Below are 23,470 nucleotides of genomic sequence, written 5' to 3'. Positions count from 1 at the left end.
AGGTTGGACAAATTTTGCCGGAGGGGGAATGTGCCGGTGCAGTAAACCGGCACAGAGTGGCGGAATCAGACAGATAAGGTCATGGACTCAACAACCTCAATCCAGCCATGCTCACTGGCGATATCCTGGCCGTTTAACCAACGGCGCAGCATATTCAGTGCCATCATTGCGCACACTTCCTGACGGATAGCCAGGCTGTAGCGCGTAGTGCTGAAACGCACACGCAGAGCGAAAGTGCCGTCTGGCGTGGCTAGCGCAAAGTTGAGATGCTCGTTCTCGAAACCCGAAACAGCCAGTGCCAGCCCGGCAAAATGGTTGGCCCGCCGTTCTGTAATCCAGTGCGCAGTTTGCGCCAGGGTTTCCTCCTGTGAAGGAACCACTTCACACGCCAGCAATGGAGCACCTGCGCGAGAAAGTTGCAAAGCCAATAAACCACCGGTGAATTGCTCGCTCAACGTCAGGCTGAACTGGCGGTTTTGCAATTCGCGACTGATCTGCGCGGGCAGTCCTTCAGTGCCTTCGAAAATCACGCTCTGTCCGGCAACACGTTTAACATCCAGCCACAGTTTTTCCATCGCCTGTTGCTCGCTTGCCGGTCCGGTGAGTTTCAGTTCGATGATAGGCATTGAGGAGCGATAGCCCATTGTTACGCCCGGCGGCAGTTGTAGAGTGTCCAGGCTTTGTGCCAGATCGCTTTCCGAACGACCAAAAGTAGTCAAACGCAGACAAACCGGCGGCTGCGGTAAAGAAAAACGCTCGCGCAGGCGCGGCAGGATTTCGTGCTCGACCATCACCTTAAATTCTGACGGTACGCCGGGAGTAAAGAACATCAGGCAACGATTAAGCTGCACGGCAAAACCACAGGCGGTGCCTACCGGGTTATTGATAAATTCAGCACTGGCAGGCAGCTCCGCTTGTTTACGGTTGCTCGGTGCCATTACTCGTCCACGTTCGTGGAAATAGCGTTCCATCTCTTTGAGCCAGGCTTCATGCAGCACCAGGCCTTCACCTTTTGCTGTCGCAGCGGCGAGTGCGCTTAAATCATCGCTGGTCGGTCCCAGCCCGCCGTTAACGATCAGCACATCGGCGTGCTGACTACGTTCGCGAAGAATGGTGACTAAGTCATCAAGGTTATCCCCCACCGTATTGCGGCGAGATAATGGCAACCCCTGATGAAAGAAAAAATCGGCCAGCCAGGCAGCGTTAGTGTCAACGATTTGCCCGTGTAACACTTCATCCCCGGTGGATAACATTTCCACTTTTAACATGGTTATCTCCTGCTTTTGTTATCGAATCACTATAACGCAAAGGGAGATAAGGCGTAGTAAGAAACTGAATGGCGCGACAGAATGCCGCGCCGGAAGGGATCAGAAACTGGCGTTAACCCCAACATACGGGCCGTCAGCCACGGCGTTGTCGCGGTTACCGTCTTTACCCGACAGATTCAGGTAGCGATAACCCGCCTCAATACTGACTGGACGCATAATGGTGTAACGCGCGCCAGCATTCGCTTCTTCATAACTTTGAATACCGCTGGAGAGCGAATCCGGAGAGTAGTAATACTCGCCAAACAAACGGAAGCTGTTGCCAATTTTCCACTGCAAACCACCTCCTACCGCTGCGGCATAACCTTCATCGCCGTAATTCGGGTTGGTGTAAACGCCTTTTCCGCCAACGGTCGCCATTAACGGCCCGAGAGGCAGATTCAACCCCAGCCCCACGCCAGCGACATCACCGTCGTCGTCGTTATGTGTCCAGTTACCGCTTAACGCCAGGCCCGTCGTTTCAGTCCCAAAACCGACACCAATATTGGTGTATTCTTTACCCGCCTGACCGCTGATGCTCATTGCATTGACCGATGCAGAAACCAACAGCATTCCGGCCAGACCTGCTAGCGCAATTTTTTTCATTATCCCCTTTCCCACAAGCAATTAATCAAAATTCCCAAAGCTGCGGGATTGTACTGCCTGGCACAGAGGATTCAATGAGCGAAAAAAAGGATCTAGTCACTTATTGTAACTAAATACTTCTTAAATAATTAAATGCCGAAAAAATAAACACACTTTATCGATACACACAAAAATAATAATAAGTACAGTTATCATCGCAAAAGAGATTACTGTCACTTTCACATATTTGTGAGTTACCGTATTCTCATGGTTTCTTTTTATTTATAAGGAATATCCCTGTGCGACAACGGACTATTGTATGCCCTTTGATTCAAAATGATGGTGCTTATTTGCTGTGTAAAATGGCCGACGATCGCGGCGTTTTCCCCGGTCAATGGGCGATTTCGGGTGGCGGCGTGGAGCCTGGCGAACGAATTGAAGAGGCACTACGCCGCGAAATTCGCGAAGAACTGGGAGAACAGCTGCTTTTGACAGAAATCACGCCGTGGACCTTCAGCGATGATATTCGCACCAAGACGTATGCAGATGGTCGCAAGGAAGAGATTTATATGATTTACCTGATTTTTGACTGCGTTTCTGCCAACCGAGAAGTGAAAATAAACGAAGAGTTTCAGGACTACGCGTGGGTAAAACCTGAAGATCTGGTGCATTATGATTTGAATGTCGCCACCCGAAAAACGTTACGTTTGAAAGGTCTTCTGTAACAATGATGACAGCCATTACTGGCTGTCAGATTGAAAATTTAGTGGTTAACGAATTCCCCATCCAGATAAACTTTGCCTTTTTCCACATGCATGACTAAACCATCCAGATAATCAGGTTTAAATGTCGCGTCACGCTTATCTTTAGCAATATATGTCAGGCAATGATTATGGGTGAAAATAACGATATTTTTATCAGGCGCTTTGCTTTGTAAGTCCTTAATTGCACTATAAATCTCATTACCGCACTGAAGAAGTCGTTTATCTACCGTCAATTTTTTACCCGCTGAAAACCAGGTAGCCGACTGAATGGTCCGGACGGTATTACTGGAATAAAGATCGAAATCAGGGATATCAGCACTAAAAGCGTTGCCCAGTTCACGGGCATCCTGGGTACCTTTAACCGTAATACCTGTTTTATCTGACAAGCATTGATTGGTTGAACGGTCGCAACGTTCAGCATGACGAAACAAAACGACAACCGGGTGCTGCTGTGCCAGTCTGGCCAGTGTTTTATTGTCGATACGTGGCAAACCATTGCTACTCCAGGCGGCATGAGTACCCAGTCCGGCAATTGCAGCGAGCGCCAGTAAAATGATGATATATTTTTTTGACTTCAACGAAGAGCGGCAAAAAGCTAACACGTAAACTCCACCTATAGACAAGCGCAACCAGACAATTACCGTGAAATTGAGCTACATTTCTGGCGATAATTCGCAGTTGGTGTAATATTAAAAATCCTACGATGTCGGCAAAATGCCTCAAAATTTTGCCAAATGCAAAGCCTAAATAAGAAAAAATATAAAAATTTCAATATTTACGTCTAATATTAGTTTCTTAAGGTTAAGTTAATATTCTATCCTTAAAATTTCGCTCCAAATGGCAAAATATACACAACACTCTTTATAGCAAATATAAGTGGACAGGTATTCAATGGCGGAAGGAAAAGCAATGTCAGAATTTTTGCCTTTTTCGCGACCAGCAATGGGCGTGGAGGAACTCGCTGCAGTTAAAGAGGTTCTCGAATCCGGTTGGATCACAACCGGTCCGAAGAATCAGGCGCTTGAGCAAGCTTTTTGCCAGTTGACGGGAAATCAGCATGCCATCGCGGTCAGTTCAGCCACCGCCGGAATGCATATCACGCTAATGGCGTTGAAAATTGGCAAGGGCGATGAAGTGATTACGCCTTCCCTGACCTGGGTTTCAACCCTCAATATGATTTCCTTGTTGGGTGCAACGCCGGTAATGGTGGATGTCGACCGCGATACGCTGATGGTCACGCCTGAAGCTATCGAGTCAGCCATTACGCCACGCACTAAAGCCATCATTCCGGTGCATTATGCCGGTGCGCCAGCAGATATTGACGCCATTCGCGCCATTGGCGAACGTTACGGCATCGCAGTTATCGAAGATGCTGCCCATGCCGTCGGTACGTATTACAAAGGGCGACATATTGGCGCAAAAGGTACCGCTATTTTTTCATTTCATGCCATTAAAAATATTACCTGTGCTGAAGGTGGCCTGATTGTAACTGATAATGAAAACCTTGCCCGCCAGCTACGGATGCTGAAATTTCACGGTCTGGGTGTCGATGCCTATGACAGACAAACCTGGGGCCGTGCACCGCAGGCTGAAGTCTTAACACCGGGCTATAAGTACAATCTGACCGATATTAACGCCGCGATTGCCCTGACACAGTTAGTCAAATTAGAGCACCTCAACACCCGTCGGCGCGAAATTGCCCAGCAATATCAGCAAGCACTGGCAGCTCTCCCCTTTCAGCCATTAAGCCTTCCCGCCTGGCCGCACGTTCACGCCTGGCATCTGTTTATTATTCGTGTCGATGAACAACGTTGTGGTATCAGTCGCGATGCGTTGATGGAAGCGTTAAAAGAAAGAGGCATTGGTACCGGGTTACATTTCCGCGCCGCTCACACACAAAAATATTATCGCGAGCGTTTTCCCACGCTGTCGTTACCGAATACCGAATGGAATAGCGAACGCATCTGTTCTTTGCCGCTGTTCCCGGATATGACTACCGCCGATGCCGACCATGTCATCACAGCCCTTCAGCAACTCGCAGGACAATAAGCCATGTTTGAAATCCACCCTGTTAAGAAAGTCTCGGTGGTTATTCCCGTTTATAACGAGCAGGAAAGCTTACCGGAATTAATCAGGCGCACCACCACAGCCTGTGAATCGTTGGGGAAAGAGTATGAGATCCTGCTGATTGATGACGGCAGTAGCGATAATTCCGCGCATATGCTGGTCGAAGCCTCACAAGCGGAGAACAGCCATATTGTGTCTATTTTGCTTAACCGCAATTACGGGCAACATTCAGCGATTATGGCGGGATTCAGTCACGTTACTGGCGACTTAATTATTACCCTTGATGCCGATCTCCAGAATCCGCCAGAAGAAATCCCCCGCCTGGTGGCAAAAGCCGATGAAGGTTACGACGTGGTAGGGACTGTACGCCAGAACCGCCAGGACAGCTGGTTTCGTAAAACCGCTTCGAAGATGATTAACCGGCTTATTCAGCGCACCACTGGCAAAGCGATGGGTGATTACGGTTGTATGCTGCGCGCCTATCGCCGTCATATTGTCGATGCGATGTTGCACTGCCATGAACGCAGCACCTTTATCCCGATTCTGGCGAATATCTTCGCCCGCCGTGCCATTGAAATTCCAGTACATCATGCCGAGCGTGAGTTTGGTGAATCCAAATACAGTTTTATGCGCCTGATTAATTTGATGTACGACCTGGTGACCTGCCTTACCACAACGCCGCTACGTATGCTGAGTCTGCTCGGCAGCATTATTGCGATTGGAGGTTTTAGCATTGCGGTGCTGCTGGTGATTTTACGCCTGACCTTCGGACCACAATGGGCGGCAGAAGGCGTCTTTATGCTATTTGCCGTGCTGTTTACTTTTATTGGCGCTCAGTTTATCGGCATGGGATTACTCGGTGAATATATCGGCAGGATCTACACCGATGTCCGCGCCCGCCCCCGCTATTTTGTTCAGCAAGTTATCCGTCCATCCAGCAAGGAAAATGAATAATGAAAACCGTCGTTTTTGCCTACCACGATATGGGATGCCTCGGTATTGAAGCCCTGCTGGCTGCCGGTTACGAAATTAGCGCCATTTTTACCCATACTGATAATCCCGGTGAAAAAGCCTTTTATGGTTCGGTGGCTCGTCTGGCGGCGGAAAGAGGCATTCCGGTTTATGCGCCGGATAACGTTAATCATCCGCTGTGGGTGGAACGCATTGCCCAACTGTCGCCAGATGTGATTTTCTCTTTTTATTATCGCCATCTTATTTACGACGAAATTTTGCAGCTCGCTCCCGCAGGTGCATTTAATCTGCATGGTTCGCTGTTACCAAAATATCGTGGTCGCGCGCCGCTGAACTGGGTGCTGGTCAACGGTGAAACGGAAACTGGCGTTACATTGCACCGAATGGTGAAACGTGCCGATGCCGGGGCCATTGTGGCGCAACTGCGCATTGCCATTGCGCCAGACGATATCGCTATTACGCTGCATCATAAATTGTGCCATGCCGCGCGCCAGCTACTGGAACAGACATTACCCGCCATTAAACACGGTAATATTCTGGAAATCGCCCAGCGCGAAAACGAAGCCACCTGTTTTGGTCGCAGAACGCCGGATGACAGTTTCCTTGAATGGCATAAACCGGCATCCGTACTGCACAACATGGTACGTGCCGTTGCCGATCCGTGGCCGGGTGCCTTCAGCTATGTTGGCAATCAGAAATTCACCGTCTGGTCGTCGCGTGTTCATCCTCATGCCAGCAAAGCACAGCCGGGGAGCGTGATTTCTGTTGCGCCACTGCTGATTGCCTGTGGCGATGGCGCGCTGGAAATCGTCACCGGACAGGCGGGCGACGGCATTACTATGCAGGGCTCGCAATTAGCGCAGACGCTGGGCCTGGTGCAAGGTTCACGCTTGAATAGCCAGCCTGCCTGCACCGCCCGACGCCGTACCCGGGTACTCATCCTCGGGGTGAATGGCTTTATTGGCAACCATCTGACAGAACGCCTGCTGCGCGAAGATCATTATGAAGTTTACGGTCTGGATATTGGCAGCGATGCGATAAGCCGTTTTCTGAATCATCCGCATTTTCACTTTGTTGAAGGCGATATCAGTATTCATTCCGAATGGATTGAGTATCATGTCAAAAAATGTGATGTCGTCTTGCCGCTGGTGGCGATAGCCACGCCGATTGAATATACCCGCAACCCGCTGCGCGTATTTGAACTCGATTTTGAAGAGAATCTGCGCATTATCCGCTACTGCGTGAAGTACCGTAAGCGAATCATCTTCCCGTCAACTTCAGAAGTTTATGGGATGTGTAGCGATAAATACTTCGATGAGGACCATTCTAATTTAATCGTCGGCCCGGTGAATAAACCACGCTGGATTTATTCGGTATCAAAACAATTACTTGATCGGGTGATCTGGGCCTATGGCGAAAAAGAGGGTTTACAGTTCACCCTCTTCCGCCCGTTTAACTGGATGGGACCACGACTGGATAACCTTAATGCAGCGCGAATTGGCAGCTCCCGCGCTATTACGCAACTCATTCTCAATCTGGTAGAAGGTTCACCGATTAAGCTGATTGATGGCGGAAAACAAAAACGCTGCTTTACTGATATTCGCGATGGTATCGAGGCGTTATACCGCATTATCGAAAATGCGGGAAATCGCTGCGACGGTGAAATTATCAACATTGGCAATCCTGAGAACGAAGCGAGCATTGAGGAACTGGGCGAGATGCTGCTGGCGAGCTTCGAAAAACATCCGCTGCGCCATCATTTCCCACCGTTTGCGGGCTTTCGCGTTGTCGAAAGTAGCAGCTACTACGGCAAAGGATATCAGGACGTAGAGCATCGTAAACCGAGCATCCGCAATGCCCACCGCTGCCTGGACTGGGAGCCGAAAATTGATATGCAGGAAACCATCGACGAAACGCTGGATTTCTTCCTGCGCACCGTTGATCTTACGGATAAACCATCATGACCAAAGTAGGCTTACGCATTGATGTCGATACCTTTCGTGGCACCCGTGAAGGCGTGCCGCGTCTGCTGGAAATCTTGAGTAAGCATAATATTCAGGCCAGCATTTTTTTCAGCGTCGGCCCGGACAATATGGGCCGCCATCTCTGGCGACTGGTGAAGCCACAGTTTTTGTGGAAGATGCTGCGCTCAAACGCGGCATCGCTTTATGGCTGGGATATTTTACTGGCAGGTACGGCCTGGCCAGGTAAAGAGATTGGTCATGCCAATGCCGATATCATTCGTGAAGCGGCTAAACATCACGAAGTCGGCCTGCACGCCTGGGATCACCATGCCTGGCAAGCCCGTAGCGGTAACTGGGATCGGCAAACAATGATCGACGATATTGCACGCGGTCTTCGCACTCTGGAAGAGATTATCGGTCAACCGGTAACCTGTTCTGCCGCTGCGGGCTGGCGTGCCGACCAGAAGGTGATCGAAGCAAAAGAAGCGTTCCATTTGCGCTACAACAGCGATTGTCGTGGGGCCATGCCGTTCCGTCCATTGCTCGAATCAGGAAACCCTGGCACTGCGCAAATTCCGGTGACCTTACCCACCTGGGATGAAGTGATTGGTCGGGATGTGAAAGCAGAAGATTTTAACGGTTGGTTACTCAACCGCATCCTGCGAGATAAAGGCACGCCGGTTTATACCATTCATGCAGAAGTTGAAGGCTGCGCTTATCAGCATAATTTTGTGGATCTCCTCAAACGCGCAGCTCAGGAAGGCGTGACATTTTGCCCTTTAAGCGAACTGTTATCAGAGACGTTGCCGCTCGGACAAGTTGTTCGCGGAAATATTGCCGGACGTGAAGGCTGGCTGGGTTGCCAACAAATTGCGGGTAGTCGCTGATGAAATCGGTACGTTACCTTATCGGCCTCTTCGCGTTTATTGCCTGCTATTACCTGTTACCGATCAGCACGCGTCTGCTCTGGCAACCCGATGAAACGCGTTATGCGGAAATCAGTCGAGAAATGCTGGCATCCGGCGACTGGATTGTGCCCCATCTGTTAGGGCTACGTTATTTCGAAAAACCCATTGCCGGATACTGGATTAACAGCATTGGGCAATGGCTATTTGGCGCGAATAACTTTGGTGTGCGGGCAGGCGTTATCTTTGCGACCCTGTTAACTGCCGCGCTGGTGACCTGGTTTACTCTGCGCTTATGGCGCGATAAACGTCTGGCTCTACTCGCCACAGTAATTTATCTCTCATTGTTTATTGTCTATGCCATCGGCACTTATGCCGTGCTCGATCCGTTTATTGCATTCTGGCTGGTGGCGGGAATGTGCAGCTTCTGGCTGGCAATGCAGGCACAGACGTGGAAAGGCAAAAGCGCAGGATTTTTACTGCTGGGAATCACCTGCGGCATGGGGGTGATGACCAAAGGTTTTCTCGCCCTTGCCGTGCCGGTATTAAGCGTGCTGCCATGGGTAGCGACGCAAAAACGCTGGAAAGATCTCTTTATTTACGGCTGGCTGGCGGTTATCAGTTGCGTACTGACGGTTCTCCCTTGGGGACTGGCGATAGCGCAGCGGGAGCCTAACTTCTGGCACTATTTTTTCTGGGTTGAGCATATTCAACGCTTTGCACTGGATGATGCCCAACATAGAGCTCCGTTCTGGTACTACGTGCCGGTCATCATTGCCGGTAGCCTGCCGTGGCTGGGATTACTCCCCGGTGCACTGTACACAGGCTGGAAAAACCGCAAGCATTCCGCAACCGTCTATTTGTTGAGCTGGACGATAATGCCGCTGCTGTTTTTCTCCGTCGCTAAAGGTAAATTGCCCACCTATATTCTTTCCTGCTTTGCATCTCTGGCAATGCTGATGGCGCATTACGCTTTGCTGGCAGCAAAAAATAATCCTCTGGCGCTGCGGATTAATGGCTGGATTAACATCGCTTTTGGCGTCACTGGCATTATTGCCACATTTGTGGTCTCCCCGTGGGGACCAATGAACACGCCGGTGTGGCAAACCTTCGAGAGCTATAAAGTCTTTTGTGCCTGGTCGATTTTTTCGCTATGGGCATTTTTCGGCTGGTACACCTTAACAAACGTCGAAAAGACCTGGCCTTTTGCCGCGCTTTGCCCGCTGGGGCTGGCGTTGCTGGTAGGATTTTCAATTCCTGACAGAGTTATGGAAGGAAAACATCCGCAATTTTTTGTCGAGATGACACAAGAATCACTTCAGCCAAGCCGCTATATTCTTACTGATAGCGTCGGTGTTGCCGCAGGTCTGGCATGGAGCCTGCAACGCGATGACATCATCATGTATCGCCAGACAGGTGAGTTGAAATACGGCCTTAATTATCCGGATGCGAAAGGGAGATTTGTCAGCGGTGATGAGTTCGCAAACTGGCTTAATCAACATCGTCAGGAGGGGATTATTACTCTCGTGCTTTCGGTTGACCGCGATGAAGATATCAACAGTCTCGCCATTCCGCCCGCAGATGCCATCGATCGTCAGGAGCGTCTGGTGCTGATTCAGTATCGTCCCAAATGATCTGGCTAACATTAGTCTTTGCCAGCTTGCTTAGCGTTGCCGGGCAGTTGTGTCAGAAACAGGCAACCTGCTTTGTGGCGATAAACAAACGGCGCAAACATATCGTGCTGTGGCTGGGACTGGCGCTGGCTTGTCTTGGTCTTGCCATGGTGCTCTGGCTGCTGGTCTTGCAGAACGTACCGGTAGGCATTGCTTACCCGATGTTAAGTCTGAATTTTGTCTGGGTGACGCTGGCTGCAGTAAAACTGTGGCACGAACCGGTATCGCCGCGTCACTGGTGTGGGGTGGCGTTCATTATTGGCGGCATTGTGATCCTCGGGAGTACGGTGTAATGGGCCTGATGTGGGGATTATTCAGCGTCATTATTGCCTCAGTTGCGCAATTAAGCCTGGGTTTTGCGGCGAGTCATCTGCCGCCGATGACGCACTTATGGGATTTTATCGCGGCTCTGTTAGCTTTTGGCCTGGATGCCCGGATACTGTTACTCGGGCTGCTGGGTTATCTGCTTTCCGTTTTTTGTTGGTATAAAACGCTTCATAAACTTGCGCTAAGCAAAGCCTATGCCTTGCTCAGTATGAGTTATGTGCTGGTATGGATTGCTTCAATGGTACTTCCCGGCTGGGAAGGGACTTTTTCGCTGAAAGCACTACTGGGAGTAGCCTGTATTATGAGCGGGTTGATGCTGATTTTCCTGCCCACGACAAAACAACGTTACTGAGTTTTCCCTGCCACTTTACACTGCCGTTCCCACTCATCGGGGCTATAACTGCTTGCCGAGAGGACTTTCACCGTATGCAGCTTTTCACGATTAATACAATAAAGCGCATTCTGCAAAGGCGAGAGTAAATCCCCCACTTTCACGGCGAAGTCACTCTTCACTTCGGCGATCATTTTTATCGCGCCGCCAGCATCGCAGAGCATAAGTACATGTCTGTTATCTTGTTTATTGCAGCACGATTTTTTGACCAGCCATTCCATTGCATTATCCTGTTTGCTAAGAGTTTTCACATCAATTTACAGATTAACAGATAAACTCTTTATCAACGGCAATGGAATGGCAGAAATGAGAAGTGAAACGGAGGGTTAATTATTGCTGACGTTGCACCCACTCTTTTAGCGCCTGACGTGAAATTTTAATACCGCCGTTTTTCAGCTCCGGCGGCAGAGTTAGCCAGCGCACCGGTTGTTGAAAACGGGCCAGCTTATCTTTCACCCATTCACTAAGATCAACGCTCTCGTGGTCATACTCCATCACCGCCACCGGTCGATGACCAAACTCCTTGTCGGCAACGGGGACGATAAACACCTGCAAAACCGCAGGATGTGCAGCAATTACGCGCTCGACTTCTTCCGGCTGAATACCCTCTCCGCCACTGAAGAATAGATTGTCTAAACGTCCGACAATGGTCAGCTTGCCATTATGCATCTCACCGCGATCGCGCGTAGCGTACCAGCCTTCGTCATTAACCAGTGAAACCAGTTGCCCGTTACGCCAGTAACCTTCTGCCATACTGGCAGCCCGCAGCCACACTTCATTATTAACGATTTTCACTTCCCGACCCGGCAGCGGCGAACCAACGTCTGCCAGGCCGTCGGCTTCTTTCGCACACACCGTGGAGGCAAACTCGGTCAGACCATAGCCGCAAAAGCAACGAATCCCCTGCTCGCGCGCCTGTTCCGTCAACTCGACCGGGATAGCCGCGCCGCCAAGTAACACCGCTTTCAGGGAAACGGAACTACGGTTAACCAGCAAACGCCAGAGTTGTGTTGGCACCAGTGAAGCGTGAGTACAGCCTGCCAGCATTTGCTCCAATGGCTGTTTATCACGTACCGTCATCCGCGCACCAGCGTATAACCAGCGCCACATAATTCCCTGACCGGAGACGTGAAACAGCGGTAAAGAGAGCAACCAATCATCGTGATCGCCAAACGGAATCAGCGATAACACACCTTGCGCACTGGCAAGATGGGCCTGATAAGTATGGACAGCGGCTTTCGGCAAACCGGTAGAACCCGAGGTCAACGTCATTGAGCACAGACGCGTCGGCTGCCACGTAGCGGCATGTGCGCCTTCAACCAGCTGAATGTGCAGCGACGTTAATGCCGGAAACGTGTTTTCCCCATCCGGCACCAGAGCAAATTGCAGCGTCAGATTGGGCAGCAATTCTTCAAGCAACGGTTGCGGCAGCTGAGGGTTCACGGGCAACACCCGCGCCCCGCATTGCAGTAACGCCAGCCAGGCGAGCAGCGTTTGCGGCGTATTCCACGCCCGCAACATCACGCCGCTGCCCTCAACCACCCCCTGCACCGCAAATCCGGAGGCTAATTCATCGACGCGAGCACAAAGCTCGCGCCAGTTGAGTTGCTCGTCATTAAGACGTAAGGCGATGGTTTCTCCCCGCACTTGCCGCCAGTGACGCCACGGCCAGTCAGAGAAGATCATAACAACCGCTCCAGTGCATCAACTTCCACGACAGGCAGCGTGCTACCCGGCCAGCGACGTACCTGCTGCGCCTGCATCAGATCCAGCGTGTCCAGCCCTGGAATGGTGTCCGGCGTTAACCAGGCGGCAATCCGCGCCAGTTGCGTTAAGCCTAAGCTCGATTCAATGGAAGAACTGATCACCGCCGTCAGCCCCAGCGCGTGCGCCGCCTGTACCTGCTCGCGTACTTTTTCCAGACTGCCCGTGAGCGTGGGTTTGATAACTACCGCGCGCACGCCCTCTTCAGCCACAAAGGCAAAATCCGGCTCGCGCAGGCTTTCATCCCAGGCAATGGCAATGCCGGTTTCACGGGCAAACGCTCGCGAATCATCGCGGGTTTTGCACGGCTCTTCGAGAAACGCGATGCGGTCGCGATAATCCGGGTTAACGTATTTGGCAAACTGCTGACCTTTCAGCGGTGTCCAGGCGCGATTTGCGTCAAGACGCAAATGCAGATCCGGAATTGCCTCCAGCAACAGATTCACCACCATGCCGTCGCGCACCGCTTCGTACAATCCCACTTTGACCTTCGCCACTTTCTCGCCTGGCATATCTGCAAGTTTGAGGATCAGATCGTCCGGATCGCCATTACACAGCGGTGCCGCACGGTAGTTGGCTGCTTGCGGCAACGTATCTGTCAGTTCTGCCAATGCACAGCTTACGCCAAAGGCCACGGAAGGCATCTGCGGTAGCTCGCAATCGCCTGCCAGCCAGTTATTTACCCAGGCAAGCAGCACACTTTGCGCCTCTTCCCAGGTTTCCTGACTGAAGCCCGGCAGTGGGGAGATCTCCCCCCACCCTTCGCGCTCGCCTTCACGCAGGCAAACATACAGCCCGTCGCGGGTTTTTAACCGCCTGTCGCGCAGAACCACCCCCGCGTCCATGGGGATCTGCCAGCGGTATACCTGCGCGCTACGCATTACGGATTCCGTTTGAATTTGCTGAAGTCAGGCTGACGTTTCTGGTTGAAGGCGTTGCGACCTTCCTGACCTTCTTCCGTCATGTAGAACAGCATGGTGGCGTTGCCCGCCAGCTCCTGCAGCCCCGCCTGCCCGTCACAGTCGGCGTTCAGTGCAGCTTTCAGGCAGCGCAGCGCCATCGGGCTGTTTTGCAGCATTTCGCGGCACCAACGGACGGTTTCTTTTTCCAGATCCGCCAGCGGTACCACGGTGTTCACAAGGCCCATATCCAGCGCCTGTTTTGCGTCGTACTGACGGCACAGGAACCAGATTTCACGCGCTTTTTTCTGCCCGACGATGCGAGCCATGTAGGAAGCGCCCCAGCCGCCGTCGAAGGAACCGACTTTCGGGCCAGTCTGACCGAAGATGGCATTATCTGCCGCGATAGTCAGGTCGCACATCATGTGCAGAACGTGACCGCCGCCGATGGAGTAGCCAGCCACCATCGCGACAACCGGTTTCGGACAGGTACGGATCTGACGCTGGAAGTCCAGCACATTCAGGTGATGTACGCCGGAATCATCTTTATAGCCGCCGTAATCACCACGCACTTTCTGGTCACCACCGGAGCAGAACGCTTTATCGCCTGCACCAGTCAGAATGATCACGCCGATGTTGTCGTCATAACGCGCATCTGCCAGCGCCTGGATCATCTCTTTTACCGTCAGAGGACGGAAGGCATTGCGCACCTGCGGACGATTAATGGTGATTTTTGCGATACCGTCGGTGGATTTTTCATAACGAATGTCCTCGAAACCTTCGGAGCAGTCGTGCCATTCAACCGGTGCGTAAAGCATTGCTTCATCAGGATAAATCATATTGTGTCCTTTAGTCAGAAACGCAAGATCTGCGCCAGACTTGCGATTACGCCAGCGGGATTTTCCCGATGCGCGTTATGTCCGGCGCGAGGAATGACATGGCAGTCGGCAGCCAGTTCCGCCGCCAGGGCGCGGAATTTGCTGTCACGTTCACCACATAAATAATAAAACGCAAATGTGCGGGCGCTAAGGTTAGCACGTAAATCAGGCTGGACGGCGAGAGAAGTCGCCTCCAGCATGGCGGCAAGCGTTGCGCCATTATTGTTGCTGCGCAGCGCCACCAGCTCCCGGCGTTGATCGTCATTGAGTGAGGCAAAAACAGGCTGTTGATACCAGTCGGCAAATACCGCCGTTAACGGTTCTGTGAGAAAACGCTGCACCCATTGGCGATCGGAACGCTGACGTTCCGCACGTTGTTCAGCATTTTGCAGCCCCGGATGCCCGCCTTCGACAATAACCCCACAAAGCCCCGCCAGCCCCTGGCAAGCCGCCATCATCGCCACCCGTCCACCAAGCGAGTACCCCACCAGCCAGAAGTCAAGGATGTTGTAACTAACCAAGGTTTTACGCAGTAAGTCGGTGACATCATCAAATCCATCGACGCTAATCGCCGCCGAACCACCGTGACCTGGGAGATCAACATACAACCGTGAGTAGTCGGCAAACGCCTCGCCCACTTCTTGCCATTCGTGGCAATCGCCGGAAAAACCGTGCAAAAACACCAGCCAGGGTAAACCTGGTTTTCCGTGTTTTGCCTGCGCGTGCAGGATCATAAATGGCTTACCTGCGCCAGAAGTTGCTGGAGCGTTTGCGCACCATCGGTGTCGTTAACCACCATTTCAATCACCGTGGTGGTTGGCGTGCGCCAGGCGTCGGCAAATGCCGTTTCAAGTTCCTGCCAGTTTTGCGGACGATGATATTTCAGCTCGAACATCGCGGCGGCGTGCTCAAAATGGACGTTTTGCGGCATCAGATAGAAACGCTCACGCTCGCTTTGCGGCGTTGGCAACAGCGAGAAAATTTGCCCGCCGTTGTTGTTCACCACAATTAATACCAGCGGCGCAGAAACCTGACGCAATAACGCCAGCGCGTTGAGATCGTAAAGTGCGGAGAGATCGCCCACAATCGCCAGCGTCGGTTTGCCGCTTGCCCGCTGAACGCCGGCGGCGGTCGAAAGCAGCCCGTCGATACCGCTGGCCCCACGGTTGCTGTACACCGGGTAACCTGCCGGAAGTTGCGAAAGCGCATCAATCAGACGTACCACCAGGCTGTTACCAACAAACAATTGCCCCTGTTCAGGCAGATAGTCGCAGATGCGATGCGCCAGTTGCGCTTCGCCAAACGCATCACGGCGGGCAATAACCGCCTGCATTGCCTGTTCCGCCAGGCGCGGGATTTCAACGCACCAGGGCTGGCGTTTTTCTGCCGGATGCAGCTCCAGCCAGTCGGCAATATTGGCAATTAAGCGACGTCCGCGATGGTGTGCCGGATCAAGTCGCCCTTCAATGTCATCAACAATCCAGTACTCTTCTGGTTCACAGCTTGCCTGCCATTGCAGGAGCCGTTTCCCCGTCAGGCTGCTTCCCAGTTGCACCACAATTTGCGCCTGCTGCAGCTCGCTGGTCGCTTTGGCATTGCCTAACCAAAGATCGGCACACGGCAGCGGCTGCCCGGTTTGTGACAGCACATCGCCAATCAGCGGCCAGCCAAGAGTTTGCGCCCACAGGGCAACTTTTTTGCCCTCTTCCGCACTCATGCGCCCGGCAACCACCACGCCGCGCTTTTGTCGCCAGAAGAACCAGTCGCGCTGTTTTTCACTTTCCAGACGAGGCGCTTCACGCAGCCACGGTTTGTCGTCCTGCCACCAGTCACCCAGACGCTGTTGCCAGCTAAGCCCGGTATCGTCCATTTCGCCATACAGCGGTTCAGCAAACGGGCAGTTGATATGGACTCCCCCCGCATGAAGCGTACCGAGAGCGTGGTCGATGGTAGAAACCAGCCAACGTGCGGGGATATCCTGGGTCGGGCGCGGCAATGAAATACTGTGCGTGGGGTGAGAGGCGAACATTCCCGGCTGGCGAATTGCCTGATTCGCGCCGCAGTCAATTAGCTCCGGCGGGCGATCGGCGGTTAAGAGAATCAGTTTTTCTCCGGTTAACCCGGCTTCAATCAGTGCCGGATAGAGATTTGCCACCGCCGTGCCGGAGGTCACAATCACCGCCACCGGCTGCTTGCTGACTTTCGCCAGCCCCAGCGCCAGATGCCCCAACCCACGCTCATCGAAATGGGTGTGGTGAATGAATGCGGAATTCTCCGCCGCCGCTAACGTTAACGGTGTAGAACGCGAGCCTGGGGCGATACAGATGTGTCTGACGCCGTGACGCGTTAATGCTTCCAGAATGACCGCCGCCCAGCGTCGGTTAAATGCGCTTACTGACATGAGTTTGTCCGGTATCAATATTGCGGCTAAGTATAAGGAGCTACAAAAATAGATTATTGATATGAATCGGTAATGATGCGACTCATTACTATTCCATTTGTAATAAAGTACGCAGCCCTGCCGCTTTGTTGTCGATTTCCTGCCACTCTTGCTCGGGGTCGGAACCACGGACAATGCCCGCGCCAGCATATAATCGCACGACATTGCCGCTAATTTTTGCTGAGCGCAGGGAAACGCAGAATTCGCTTTGTTGTAATGAGAGATAGCCCGCAGAACCGGCGTACCATTCTCGGGTGAACGGTTCGTGACGGGCGATAAACTGTCGCGCCAGATCGCGCGGTAAGCCAGCAACTGCTGCCGTTGGCTGCAACTGATGTAAACAGATCACATCATCCGCTTTGTTGAGTGAAGTCCAGATACAGCGGCGAAGATGCTGCACTTTACGCAGACGCAGTACCTGCGGCGGTAAAACATCCAGCGTCTGGGTATCGGCCTGTAATCGTTGACAGATATCTTCCACCACCAGCATGTTCTCGCGCTGGTTTTTATCATCCGCCATCAGCCACTCTCCTAACTGCTGCGCCTGCTTATCATCAGGATTATTTGCTACTGTTCCCGCCAGCGCTTCAGTACGCAGCGCTTTGTCACGCCGCCGCCATAACCGTTCCGGTGAAGAGCCAAGAAAAGCATTTTCGCCATCAAAGGCCATGTAAAAATGGTAGCAATTCAGATTCAGTCGACGACTGGCAGCCATCATCGCCGCCGCGTTGACCGGACTTGCGAAATGCAGGTCAGTTGCCCGAGCGAGCACCACTTTGTCGAGCTCACCTTCGGCGATGGTTTTCGTTGCCAGTTCGATTAATTGCGTCCAGCCCGTTTTGTCCGGCCAGTGTTGTTCTCGCGTGGTGGTTAAATGTAACCCAGGCAAGGGCTTGATACTCACCAGTGTGGCGATAAATTCTTTTGCCTGAATCGCATCGTGCTGAAGGGAGCTTTCGCTGAATAGCGTCAGCCGCAGCGTGGCTTTACCGCCACAGCGTCGCCATTCCAGGCGGGGTAAAAGTAAATTGCCCTGCGACGGGTCAAAAGCATTCAGCCCCCAAATGCGTAAGTCGGCGTGTTCCGGGTGCTGGCGAAGAAAACGTTGTGCCTGGTCCAACGACGTAAAACGGGTAATCGCGCCCAGGACGACAGCTTCTTCATCACCATTACGTTGTTGCCAGTAGAATTGCGGGTATGTTTGCTGACTGGCCAGCCAGCTCAAGGCATCAAAAGCGTCTTTGAGAGGGAAAGGAATATCGATAACCCGAATGCCGGGTGTCGCCGGAATCTCTTGCGACAAATGGCGCAGTAGATTTTCCAGCGCCGTAGTAAGTGATTGCACGCGGACCTCTCCCTGTTAAAAGCCTCACATTATACGGGGTACTACAAAAAAAATGCAGTACCCCGGTGTAGGGAGGTTTTAACGGCGTGCCAGCAACAGTCCTAGTACCAGCCCAACGGCCGCGCCCACACCAATTCCTTGCCAGGGTTTTTCGTGGACGTAGTCATCAGCACGATAAACTGCCTGCTTCGCCCGATAGTAATAACTGTCTGAAGCCTGGCTAACCCGTTTTTTCACATCATCCAGCGCTTTTTCTGCACGCGCTTTCAGCTCAACATATTTCTGATCGGCGGGATCGCCAGAGGAGCGGAGCACCTCTTCCAGTGTTTCACTAAGCAGCGTCAGGTCGTCATCGATACGTGTATCACCAAACTGATTAGACATTCTCGTTCTCCATTTGCGTAAAACCTGTCACTAACTATAGACAAGGGTTGTTGATTACGCCTGAATTACCTCGCGTGCCATCCCAATGTGTGGGATACCATCTTCTTCATAGACCTCCGTCACAGGGATAAAACCGAAACTCTGGTAGAAGTTTTGCAGATGCGCCTGCGCCCCGAGGTAAACAGGCTTATCAGGCCAGTGATGCGTACATGTTTCGAGTGTTTTACTCATCAGCTGCTGCCCCACTTTTTCGCCACGCAACGCTTCACTGACAATCACCCGACCTATAACGACCGGCTCAAGATCATCATCACTTTTCAGAATCCTCGCATACGCCACCAGTTCATCATTTTTCCAACCGAGAATATGGCGATTATCCCCCGTCAAATCATCACCATCGATATCCTGATAAGGGCAATTCTGCTCGACAACAAACACCGCGCAACGCAGTTGTAATAAGGCATAAAGCTGGGAAACCGATAATTCAGAGTGATGCAGATCTTGCCATTCAATCATAATGCTCTCCTTTTAGATGTATGCCTTATACTAGCCGGAATATTTTTTGAAACGTGATGAACTCATGGAATTAATTTTTTTAGGTACTTCAGCCGGTGTGCCAACCCGCACGCGCAATGTCACGGCAATATTGCTTAACCTGCAACATCCGACCCAGAGCGGACTTTGGTTGTTTGACTGCGGTGAAGGCACCCAGCATCAGCTACTGCATACCGCCTTTAACCCTGGAAAACTGGACAAGATTTTTATCAGTCACCTTCATGGCGATCATCTTTTTGGTTTACCCGGCTTGCTGTGCAGTCGTTCTATGTCAGGCATTATCCAACCCTTAACGATTTATGGTCCGCAAGGTATCCGTGAATTTGTGGAAACCGCGCTGCGGATTAGCGGCTCATGGACCGATTATCCGCTGGAAATTGTCGAAATTGGCGCTGGCGAAATTCTCGATGATGGCCTGCGCAAAGTAACCGCTTATCCGCTGGAACACCCACTGGAATGTTATGGCTATCGTATTGAAGAACATGATAAACCGGGTGCATTAAATGCCCAGGCATTAAAAGCTGCTGGCGTGCCGCCTGGCCCACTGTTTCAGGAATTAAAAGCGGGCAAAACAATCACGCTGGAAGATGGAAGGCAGATTAACGGCGCAGATTACTTAGCTGCTCCAGTGCCAGGTAAAGCGCTCGCTATTTTCGGCGATACCGGCCCCTGCGATGCCGCACTTGACCTGGCTAAAGGTGTCGATGTCATGGTGCACGAAGCGACGCTGGATATAACCATGGAAGCCAAAGCCAATAGTCGCGGCCATAGCTCTACACGCCAGGCTGCGACACTAGCCCGTGAGGCTGGAGTCGGCAAGCTAATCATTACCCACGTCAGCTCGCGCTATGATGACAAAGGTTGTCAGCACCTGTTACGTGAATGCAGGTCAATTTTCCCGGCGACTGAACTGGCGAATGATTTCACCGTGTTTAACGTTTAACTCTGCTTATTATTAAAAACAGGGCGAAACTTGCCCTGTTATCGCAACCCGCGCTACATATATCCACCCACACAGGCATATTGAGCGATTTTTGATATTTATTCATCTCCTTACGCACTATATTCAGAGCAATAAGTTGCCTCTTTTCATCTTGATTCAGCACAACCTTTGCAACTAAAAGGAGCCCATGATGGTTACAGTTGTCAGCAATTATTGTCAATTATCTCAAACGCAACTCAGTCAGACATTTGCAGAAAAATTTACTGTGACCGAGGAATTACTGCAGTCTTTAAAAAAAACAGCGTTATCCGGAGATGAAGAAAGCATTGAGTTACTGCATAATATTGCGTTAGGTTATGATAAATTTGGGAAAGAAGCTGAAGATATTCTTTACCATATTGTTAGAACCCCAACAAATGAGACCCTATCGATTATCCGACTTATCAAAAATGCTTGTTTAAAATTATATAATCTGGCACATATCGCAACCAACTCCCCCCTCAAATCACATGATTCAGATGATCTCCTGTTCAAAAAACTATTCTCCCCTTCGAAATTAATGACAATTATCGGTGATGAAATTCCTCTTATATCTGAAAAACAGTCGCTTTCAAAGGTGCTTTTAAATGATGAGAATAATGAACTGAGTGATGGTACAAACTTCTGGGATAAAAATCGTCAATTAACCACAGATGAAATAGCTTGCTATCTTCAGAAGATCGCCGCTAATGCAAAAAATACTCAAGTCAATTATCCTACTGGTCTCTACGTCCCCTACTCCACCAGAACTCACCTGGAAGACGCTCTCAATGAAAATATTAAGAGCGATCCATCATGGCCGAATGAAGTCCAGTTATTCCCCATAAATACTGGCGGACACTGGATATTAGTTTCGCTACAGAAAATAGTAAATAAAAAAAATAATAAACTACAAATAAAATGCGTCATATTCAACTCATTGCGTGCACTAGGCTATGATAAAGAAAATTCACTTAAGCGTGTCATTAATAGTTTTAATTCTGAACTCATGGGAGAAATGTCGAATAATAATATAAAAGTTCATTTAAATGAACCAGAGATAATATTTTTACATGCCGATCTTCAGCAATACTTAAGCCAAAGTTGCGGTGCATTTGTGTGCATGGCAGCCCAGGAAGTGATTGAACAAAGGGAAAGCAATTCTGACAGCGCCCCCTATACGTTATTAAAAAACCATGCTGACAGATTTAAAAAATATTCAGCAGAAGAGCAGTACGAAATTGATTTTCAACATCGACTGGCAAACAGAAATTGTTATTTAGATAAATATGGCGATGCAAATATCAATCATTATTATAGAAACTTAGAAATAAAACACTCACAACCCAAAAATAGAGCATCCGGCAAAAGAGTGAGTTAACATCATTGTTAATTAATTCGACCAGTCAGCAAATATGCTGACTGGTCGAACATAGTTTGCTAAACAGTCATCACTGACTGATGTCAGTCACACCATCCGCCAGTTCAATCAGGCGAATAAATTCCGCCCTGTAACCCTGTGGATCTTCCCCTTTTGCCTGCTGAGCCCACTGTTTGATCTGCTGCCAGGAGGTATTGTTCAGGTATTCAGAACCGCGTAACTTTTGCCCATATGCAGCTACTGCTGCGCGAAAACGCATATCTTCAGAGGGCGCGTTTATTGTTGGCCCCAGCGGGAATTCAACTAACTGACTTTCTTTTCCCTGCGGGTATTTCCAGCGAATTTTTAACCAGGCCAGTTCTTTCGTTTTGTCCGATTTCGCTAATTTGTTATCCGGGGCATAGCGTAACTTATCAATTGATGCTTTTTGCCCGTTCAGCGTTAATTCGAATAACAACGTTATATGTTTGCCTGCGCCTATATCCCCTGCATCAACGTTGTCGTTATTAAAATGTTCCACCCGAAGTTGGCGCTTTTCATAACCAATCTGACGGTATTCCGTTACCCACGCGGGGTTAAACTCAATTTGCGCTTTGACATCTTTTGCTACGGTAATCAACATCTGCCGCATTTCACTATTCAATACTTTCTGCGCTTCAGAGAGGGTATCAATGTAGCTGTAGTTGCCGTTACCAACATCGGCAATTCGCACCATCATTGCCTCGTTGTAATTGCTATTCCCCACGCCAAACGTCGACAGAGTAACACCAGACTCCCGCTGTTTTTTGACCATTGATTCAATCGATTTTGGATCGTCAATGCCAACGTTAAAGTCACCGTCAGTGGCTAATAAAATGCGATTGATGCCGCCCTTAATAAACCCCTTCGTCGCCTGCTGATAAGCCAGTTCCAGCCCGGCACCGCCATTGGTACTGCCTTCGGCATCCAGCGAATCAATTGCGGCATTAATTTCCGCCTTATGACTCCCGGAGATAGAAGGCAATGCAATACGGGAGTCGCCAGCGTAGGTCACGATGGCAATGTTATCCTGCTCACGAAGTTCTTTGACCAATAATTTCAACGAAGACTGGATAAGTGGCAAACGTTCATCAGAAATCATTGAACCAGAAGTGTCGATAAGAAAGACCAGATTAGAAGCTGGTAACTCTTCACTTTTGCGATCTTTCGCCAGGATATCAACTTTCAGCAATGTTCGCTGTTCATTCCATGGTGCAGGTGCCAATTCGTAGCGCATAGCGAAAGGTATTGGCTTAGAGGCCGGAATAGATTGTTTGTCTTTGATATCCCAATCAGACGGGAAATAATTGACTATCTCCTCCACCCGCACAGCGTCTGGCGGAGGTAACAGCCCTTGATTGAGGAAACGCCTTACATTCGCATAACTGCCAGTGTCAACGTCAAGACTAAACGTCGCCAACGGATTTTGCGCTACCTGCTTAACCGGATTATCATCGAACTGCTGGTAGCGAGCGGTTCCTGGATTTGCGATATGTGTAGCTTTTGCTTTAGCCGCTCTTGCAAATGTTGGCGCTTCCTGCAATCGCCCCTGTAAAGCCTGTTTGTCTGAATATTGTTGCACTTCTTGCTGGGCCAAGGCTTTCGCGGCGGCGGCGCTTTGCTCAGCCTCTTTTATTGCAGCTTGCTGCGCGGCAAGCACTTGCTGCTCTGTGGGAGTACTGGGTTGTTGTTGCTGACTTTCCTTATTCTCAGGTTGCGGCCCACATCCTGACAAAATCAAACTACTCATAAGCAACATGATTATATTTTTATTTCGCATATAAAATCCTTTTAAATAAACTCAGGCACCAGACATAAAATATACTCTTTGTATAATCCTGCTAATCTTAATAAAATACAATATCGAAACCCATAGCAAATAATGATTCAACA

23 protein-coding genes are annotated in these 23,470 nt (G+C 50.5%); 10 read left to right on the top strand and 13 right to left on the bottom strand.

Features of this window, described 5'->3' with window-relative positions:
- Positions 1–65 precede the first annotated feature (65 nt).
- Both KXD89_RS07305 and KXD89_RS07300 read right to left on the bottom strand, forming a co-directional pair.
- Entirely contained in the window at positions 66–1,268 is a 1,203-nt protein-coding gene (locus KXD89_RS07305) for a nicotinamide mononucleotide deamidase-related protein YfaY (RefSeq protein ID WP_000921621.1), read from the bottom strand.
- Between the two features lie 99 nt (positions 1,269–1,367).
- Positions 1,368–1,910 (bottom strand): YfaZ family protein, encoded by a 543-nt coding sequence (locus KXD89_RS07300; RefSeq protein WP_001300392.1) that lies wholly within the window; start codon positions 1,908–1,910, stop codon positions 1,368–1,370.
- 278 nt (positions 1,911–2,188) lie between these two features.
- On the opposite strand from KXD89_RS07300, the gene nudI reads away from it, so the two are divergent.
- Positions 2,189–2,614, top strand: coding sequence for a nucleoside triphosphatase NudI (gene nudI, locus KXD89_RS07295; protein ID WP_001300564.1), 426 nt, complete (start codon positions 2,189–2,191; stop codon positions 2,612–2,614).
- A 38-nt stretch (positions 2,615–2,652) separates the two neighbouring features.
- On the opposite strand, the gene ais is transcribed toward nudI, so the two are convergent.
- Positions 2,653–3,255 carry a lipopolysaccharide core heptose(II)-phosphate phosphatase Ais gene (gene ais / locus KXD89_RS07290; RefSeq protein WP_000879112.1) on the bottom strand — a complete coding sequence of 201 codons (603 nt, stop codon included), beginning with the start codon at positions 3,253–3,255 and terminating at the stop codon, positions 2,653–2,655.
- 307 nt (positions 3,256–3,562) lie between these two features.
- On the opposite strand from ais, the gene arnB reads away from it, so the two are divergent.
- Genes arnB through arnF form a run of 7 tightly spaced genes read left to right on the top strand, consistent with a single transcriptional unit; the run spans position 3,563 to position 10,913 of the window.
- Entirely contained in the window at positions 3,563–4,702 is a 1,140-nt protein-coding gene (arnB, locus tag KXD89_RS07285) for a UDP-4-amino-4-deoxy-L-arabinose aminotransferase (protein ID WP_001295286.1), read from the top strand.
- Positions 4,703–4,705: 3 nt separating this feature from the next.
- Entirely contained in the window at positions 4,706–5,674 is a 969-nt protein-coding gene (arnC, locus tag KXD89_RS07280; RefSeq protein WP_000461657.1) for an undecaprenyl-phosphate 4-deoxy-4-formamido-L-arabinose transferase, read from the top strand.
- Positions 5,674–7,656, top strand: coding sequence for a bifunctional UDP-4-amino-4-deoxy-L-arabinose formyltransferase/UDP-glucuronic acid oxidase ArnA (gene arnA, locus KXD89_RS07275; RefSeq protein WP_000860273.1), 1,983 nt, complete (start codon positions 5,674–5,676; stop codon positions 7,654–7,656). Before arnC ends, arnA begins: the two co-directional genes overlap by 1 nt.
- The gene (gene arnD / locus KXD89_RS07270; RefSeq protein WP_000169728.1) at positions 7,653–8,543 is read left to right on the top strand and encodes a 4-deoxy-4-formamido-L-arabinose-phosphoundecaprenol deformylase; all 891 of its coding nucleotides are present in this window, start codon (positions 7,653–7,655) and stop codon (positions 8,541–8,543) included. Before arnA ends, arnD begins: the two co-directional genes overlap by 4 nt.
- Positions 8,543–10,195, top strand: coding sequence for a lipid IV(A) 4-amino-4-deoxy-L-arabinosyltransferase (arnT, locus tag KXD89_RS07265; RefSeq protein WP_000844057.1), 1,653 nt, complete (start codon positions 8,543–8,545; stop codon positions 10,193–10,195). Before arnD ends, arnT begins: the two co-directional genes overlap by 1 nt.
- A complete protein-coding gene (arnE, locus tag KXD89_RS07260; RefSeq protein ID WP_000638031.1) occupies positions 10,192–10,527 on the top strand; it encodes a 4-amino-4-deoxy-L-arabinose-phosphoundecaprenol flippase subunit ArnE in 336 nt (111 codons plus the stop codon). The genes arnT and arnE overlap by 4 nt, the downstream gene beginning before the upstream one ends.
- Positions 10,527–10,913, top strand: a complete 387-nt coding sequence (gene arnF, locus KXD89_RS07255) for a 4-amino-4-deoxy-L-arabinose-phosphoundecaprenol flippase subunit ArnF (RefSeq protein WP_000523880.1) — start codon at positions 10,527–10,529, stop codon at positions 10,911–10,913. Before arnE ends, arnF begins: the two co-directional genes overlap by 1 nt.
- Here arnF and pmrD read toward each other — a convergent pair.
- The 9 genes from pmrD to KXD89_RS07210 all read right to left on the bottom strand — a co-directional run bounded on the left by pmrD (position 10,907) and on the right by KXD89_RS07210 (position 19,178).
- On the bottom strand, positions 10,907–11,173 hold the full coding sequence (pmrD, locus tag KXD89_RS07250) for a signal transduction protein PmrD (RefSeq protein WP_001295285.1): 267 nt from the start codon (positions 11,171–11,173) through the stop codon (positions 10,907–10,909). The genes arnF and pmrD overlap by 7 nt on opposite strands.
- A 109-nt stretch (positions 11,174–11,282) precedes the next feature.
- The gene (gene menE, locus KXD89_RS07245; RefSeq protein WP_000577625.1) at positions 11,283–12,638 is read right to left on the bottom strand and encodes an o-succinylbenzoate--CoA ligase; all 1,356 of its coding nucleotides are present in this window, start codon (positions 12,636–12,638) and stop codon (positions 11,283–11,285) included.
- Entirely contained in the window at positions 12,635–13,597 is a 963-nt protein-coding gene (gene menC / locus KXD89_RS07240; RefSeq protein WP_001255628.1) for an o-succinylbenzoate synthase, read from the bottom strand. The genes menE and menC overlap by 4 nt, the downstream gene beginning before the upstream one ends.
- Positions 13,597–14,454: a 1,4-dihydroxy-2-naphthoyl-CoA synthase gene (gene menB, locus KXD89_RS07235; protein ID WP_000639996.1), complete on the bottom strand. Its 858-nt coding sequence runs from the start codon at positions 14,452–14,454 to the stop codon at positions 13,597–13,599. Before menB ends, menC begins: the two co-directional genes overlap by 1 nt.
- A gap of 14 nt (positions 14,455–14,468) precedes the next feature.
- Positions 14,469–15,227, bottom strand: coding sequence for a 2-succinyl-6-hydroxy-2,4-cyclohexadiene-1-carboxylate synthase (gene menH, locus KXD89_RS07230; RefSeq protein ID WP_000600499.1), 759 nt, complete (start codon positions 15,225–15,227; stop codon positions 14,469–14,471).
- Positions 15,224–16,894, bottom strand: a complete 1,671-nt coding sequence (menD, locus tag KXD89_RS07225; RefSeq protein ID WP_001295284.1) for a 2-succinyl-5-enolpyruvyl-6-hydroxy-3-cyclohexene-1-carboxylic-acid synthase — start codon at positions 16,892–16,894, stop codon at positions 15,224–15,226. Before menD ends, menH begins: the two co-directional genes overlap by 4 nt.
- Before the next feature lie 88 nt (positions 16,895–16,982).
- Entirely contained in the window at positions 16,983–18,278 is a 1,296-nt protein-coding gene (gene menF / locus KXD89_RS07220; RefSeq protein WP_001191419.1) for an isochorismate synthase MenF, read from the bottom strand.
- A 78-nt stretch (positions 18,279–18,356) separates the two neighbouring features.
- Positions 18,357–18,662 (bottom strand): stress response protein ElaB, encoded by a 306-nt coding sequence (gene elaB, locus KXD89_RS07215; RefSeq protein ID WP_000070621.1) that lies wholly within the window; start codon positions 18,660–18,662, stop codon positions 18,357–18,359.
- Between the two features lie 54 nt (positions 18,663–18,716).
- Positions 18,717–19,178, bottom strand: a complete 462-nt coding sequence (locus KXD89_RS07210) for a GNAT family N-acetyltransferase (RefSeq protein ID WP_000574091.1) — start codon at positions 19,176–19,178, stop codon at positions 18,717–18,719.
- Between the two features lie 64 nt (positions 19,179–19,242).
- Between KXD89_RS07210 and rbn the strand changes: the two genes are divergently transcribed.
- Positions 19,243–20,160: a ribonuclease BN gene (gene rbn, locus KXD89_RS07205; RefSeq protein ID WP_001300687.1), complete on the top strand. Its 918-nt coding sequence runs from the start codon at positions 19,243–19,245 to the stop codon at positions 20,158–20,160.
- A 187-nt stretch (positions 20,161–20,347) separates the two neighbouring features.
- Positions 20,348–21,559, top strand: coding sequence for a deubiquitinase ElaD (elaD, locus tag KXD89_RS07200; RefSeq protein WP_001393504.1), 1,212 nt, complete (start codon positions 20,348–20,350; stop codon positions 21,557–21,559).
- A 70-nt stretch (positions 21,560–21,629) separates the two neighbouring features.
- Here elaD and KXD89_RS07195 read toward each other — a convergent pair whose 3' ends face one another.
- Positions 21,630–23,357, bottom strand: coding sequence for a VWA domain-containing protein (locus tag KXD89_RS07195; RefSeq protein ID WP_001244806.1), 1,728 nt, complete (start codon positions 23,355–23,357; stop codon positions 21,630–21,632).
- Positions 23,358–23,470: the final 113 nt, after the last annotated feature.

Source organism: Escherichia sp. TC-EC600-tetX4 (assembly GCF_019356055.1).
Classification (GTDB): domain Bacteria; phylum Pseudomonadota; class Gammaproteobacteria; order Enterobacterales; family Enterobacteriaceae.
The sequence above is the reverse complement of the archived record's forward strand: the minus strand, read 5'-3'. Positions and strand labels throughout refer to the sequence as shown.

Coding starts and splice junctions, on each gene's coding strand:
- KXD89_RS07305 (WP_000921621.1), bottom strand. CDS start 1,268: ATGTTAAAAGTGGAAATGTTATCCACCGGGGATGAAGTGTTACACGGG.
- KXD89_RS07300 (WP_001300392.1), bottom strand. CDS start 1,910: ATGAAAAAAATTGCGCTAGCAGGTCTGGCCGGAATGCTGTTGGTTTCT.
- arnB (WP_001295286.1), top strand. CDS start 3,563: ATGTCAGAATTTTTGCCTTTTTCGCGACCAGCAATGGGCGTGGAGGAA.
- arnC (WP_000461657.1), top strand. CDS start 4,706: ATGTTTGAAATCCACCCTGTTAAGAAAGTCTCGGTGGTTATTCCCGTT.
- arnA (WP_000860273.1), top strand. CDS start 5,674: ATGAAAACCGTCGTTTTTGCCTACCACGATATGGGATGCCTCGGTATT.
- arnD (WP_000169728.1), top strand. CDS start 7,653: ATGACCAAAGTAGGCTTACGCATTGATGTCGATACCTTTCGTGGCACC.
- arnT (WP_000844057.1), top strand. CDS start 8,543: ATGAAATCGGTACGTTACCTTATCGGCCTCTTCGCGTTTATTGCCTGC.
- arnE (WP_000638031.1), top strand. CDS start 10,192: ATGATCTGGCTAACATTAGTCTTTGCCAGCTTGCTTAGCGTTGCCGGG.
- arnF (WP_000523880.1), top strand. CDS start 10,527: ATGGGCCTGATGTGGGGATTATTCAGCGTCATTATTGCCTCAGTTGCG.
- pmrD (WP_001295285.1), bottom strand. CDS start 11,173: ATGGAATGGCTGGTCAAAAAATCGTGCTGCAATAAACAAGATAACAGA.
- menE (WP_000577625.1), bottom strand. CDS start 12,638: ATGATCTTCTCTGACTGGCCGTGGCGTCACTGGCGGCAAGTGCGGGGA.
- menC (WP_001255628.1), bottom strand. CDS start 13,597: ATGCGTAGCGCGCAGGTATACCGCTGGCAGATCCCCATGGACGCGGGG.
- menB (WP_000639996.1), bottom strand. CDS start 14,454: ATGATTTATCCTGATGAAGCAATGCTTTACGCACCGGTTGAATGGCAC.
- menH (WP_000600499.1), bottom strand. CDS start 15,227: ATGATCCTGCACGCGCAGGCAAAACACGGAAAACCAGGTTTACCCTGG.
- menD (WP_001295284.1), bottom strand. CDS start 16,894: ATGTCAGTAAGCGCATTTAACCGACGCTGGGCGGCGGTCATTCTGGAA.
- elaB (WP_000070621.1), bottom strand. CDS start 18,662: ATGTCTAATCAGTTTGGTGATACACGTATCGATGACGACCTGACGCTG.
- KXD89_RS07210 (WP_000574091.1), bottom strand. CDS start 19,178: ATGATTGAATGGCAAGATCTGCATCACTCTGAATTATCGGTTTCCCAG.
- rbn (WP_001300687.1), top strand. CDS start 19,243: ATGGAATTAATTTTTTTAGGTACTTCAGCCGGTGTGCCAACCCGCACG.
- elaD (WP_001393504.1), top strand. CDS start 20,348: ATGATGGTTACAGTTGTCAGCAATTATTGTCAATTATCTCAAACGCAA.
- KXD89_RS07195 (WP_001244806.1), bottom strand. CDS start 23,357: ATGCGAAATAAAAATATAATCATGTTGCTTATGAGTAGTTTGATTTTG.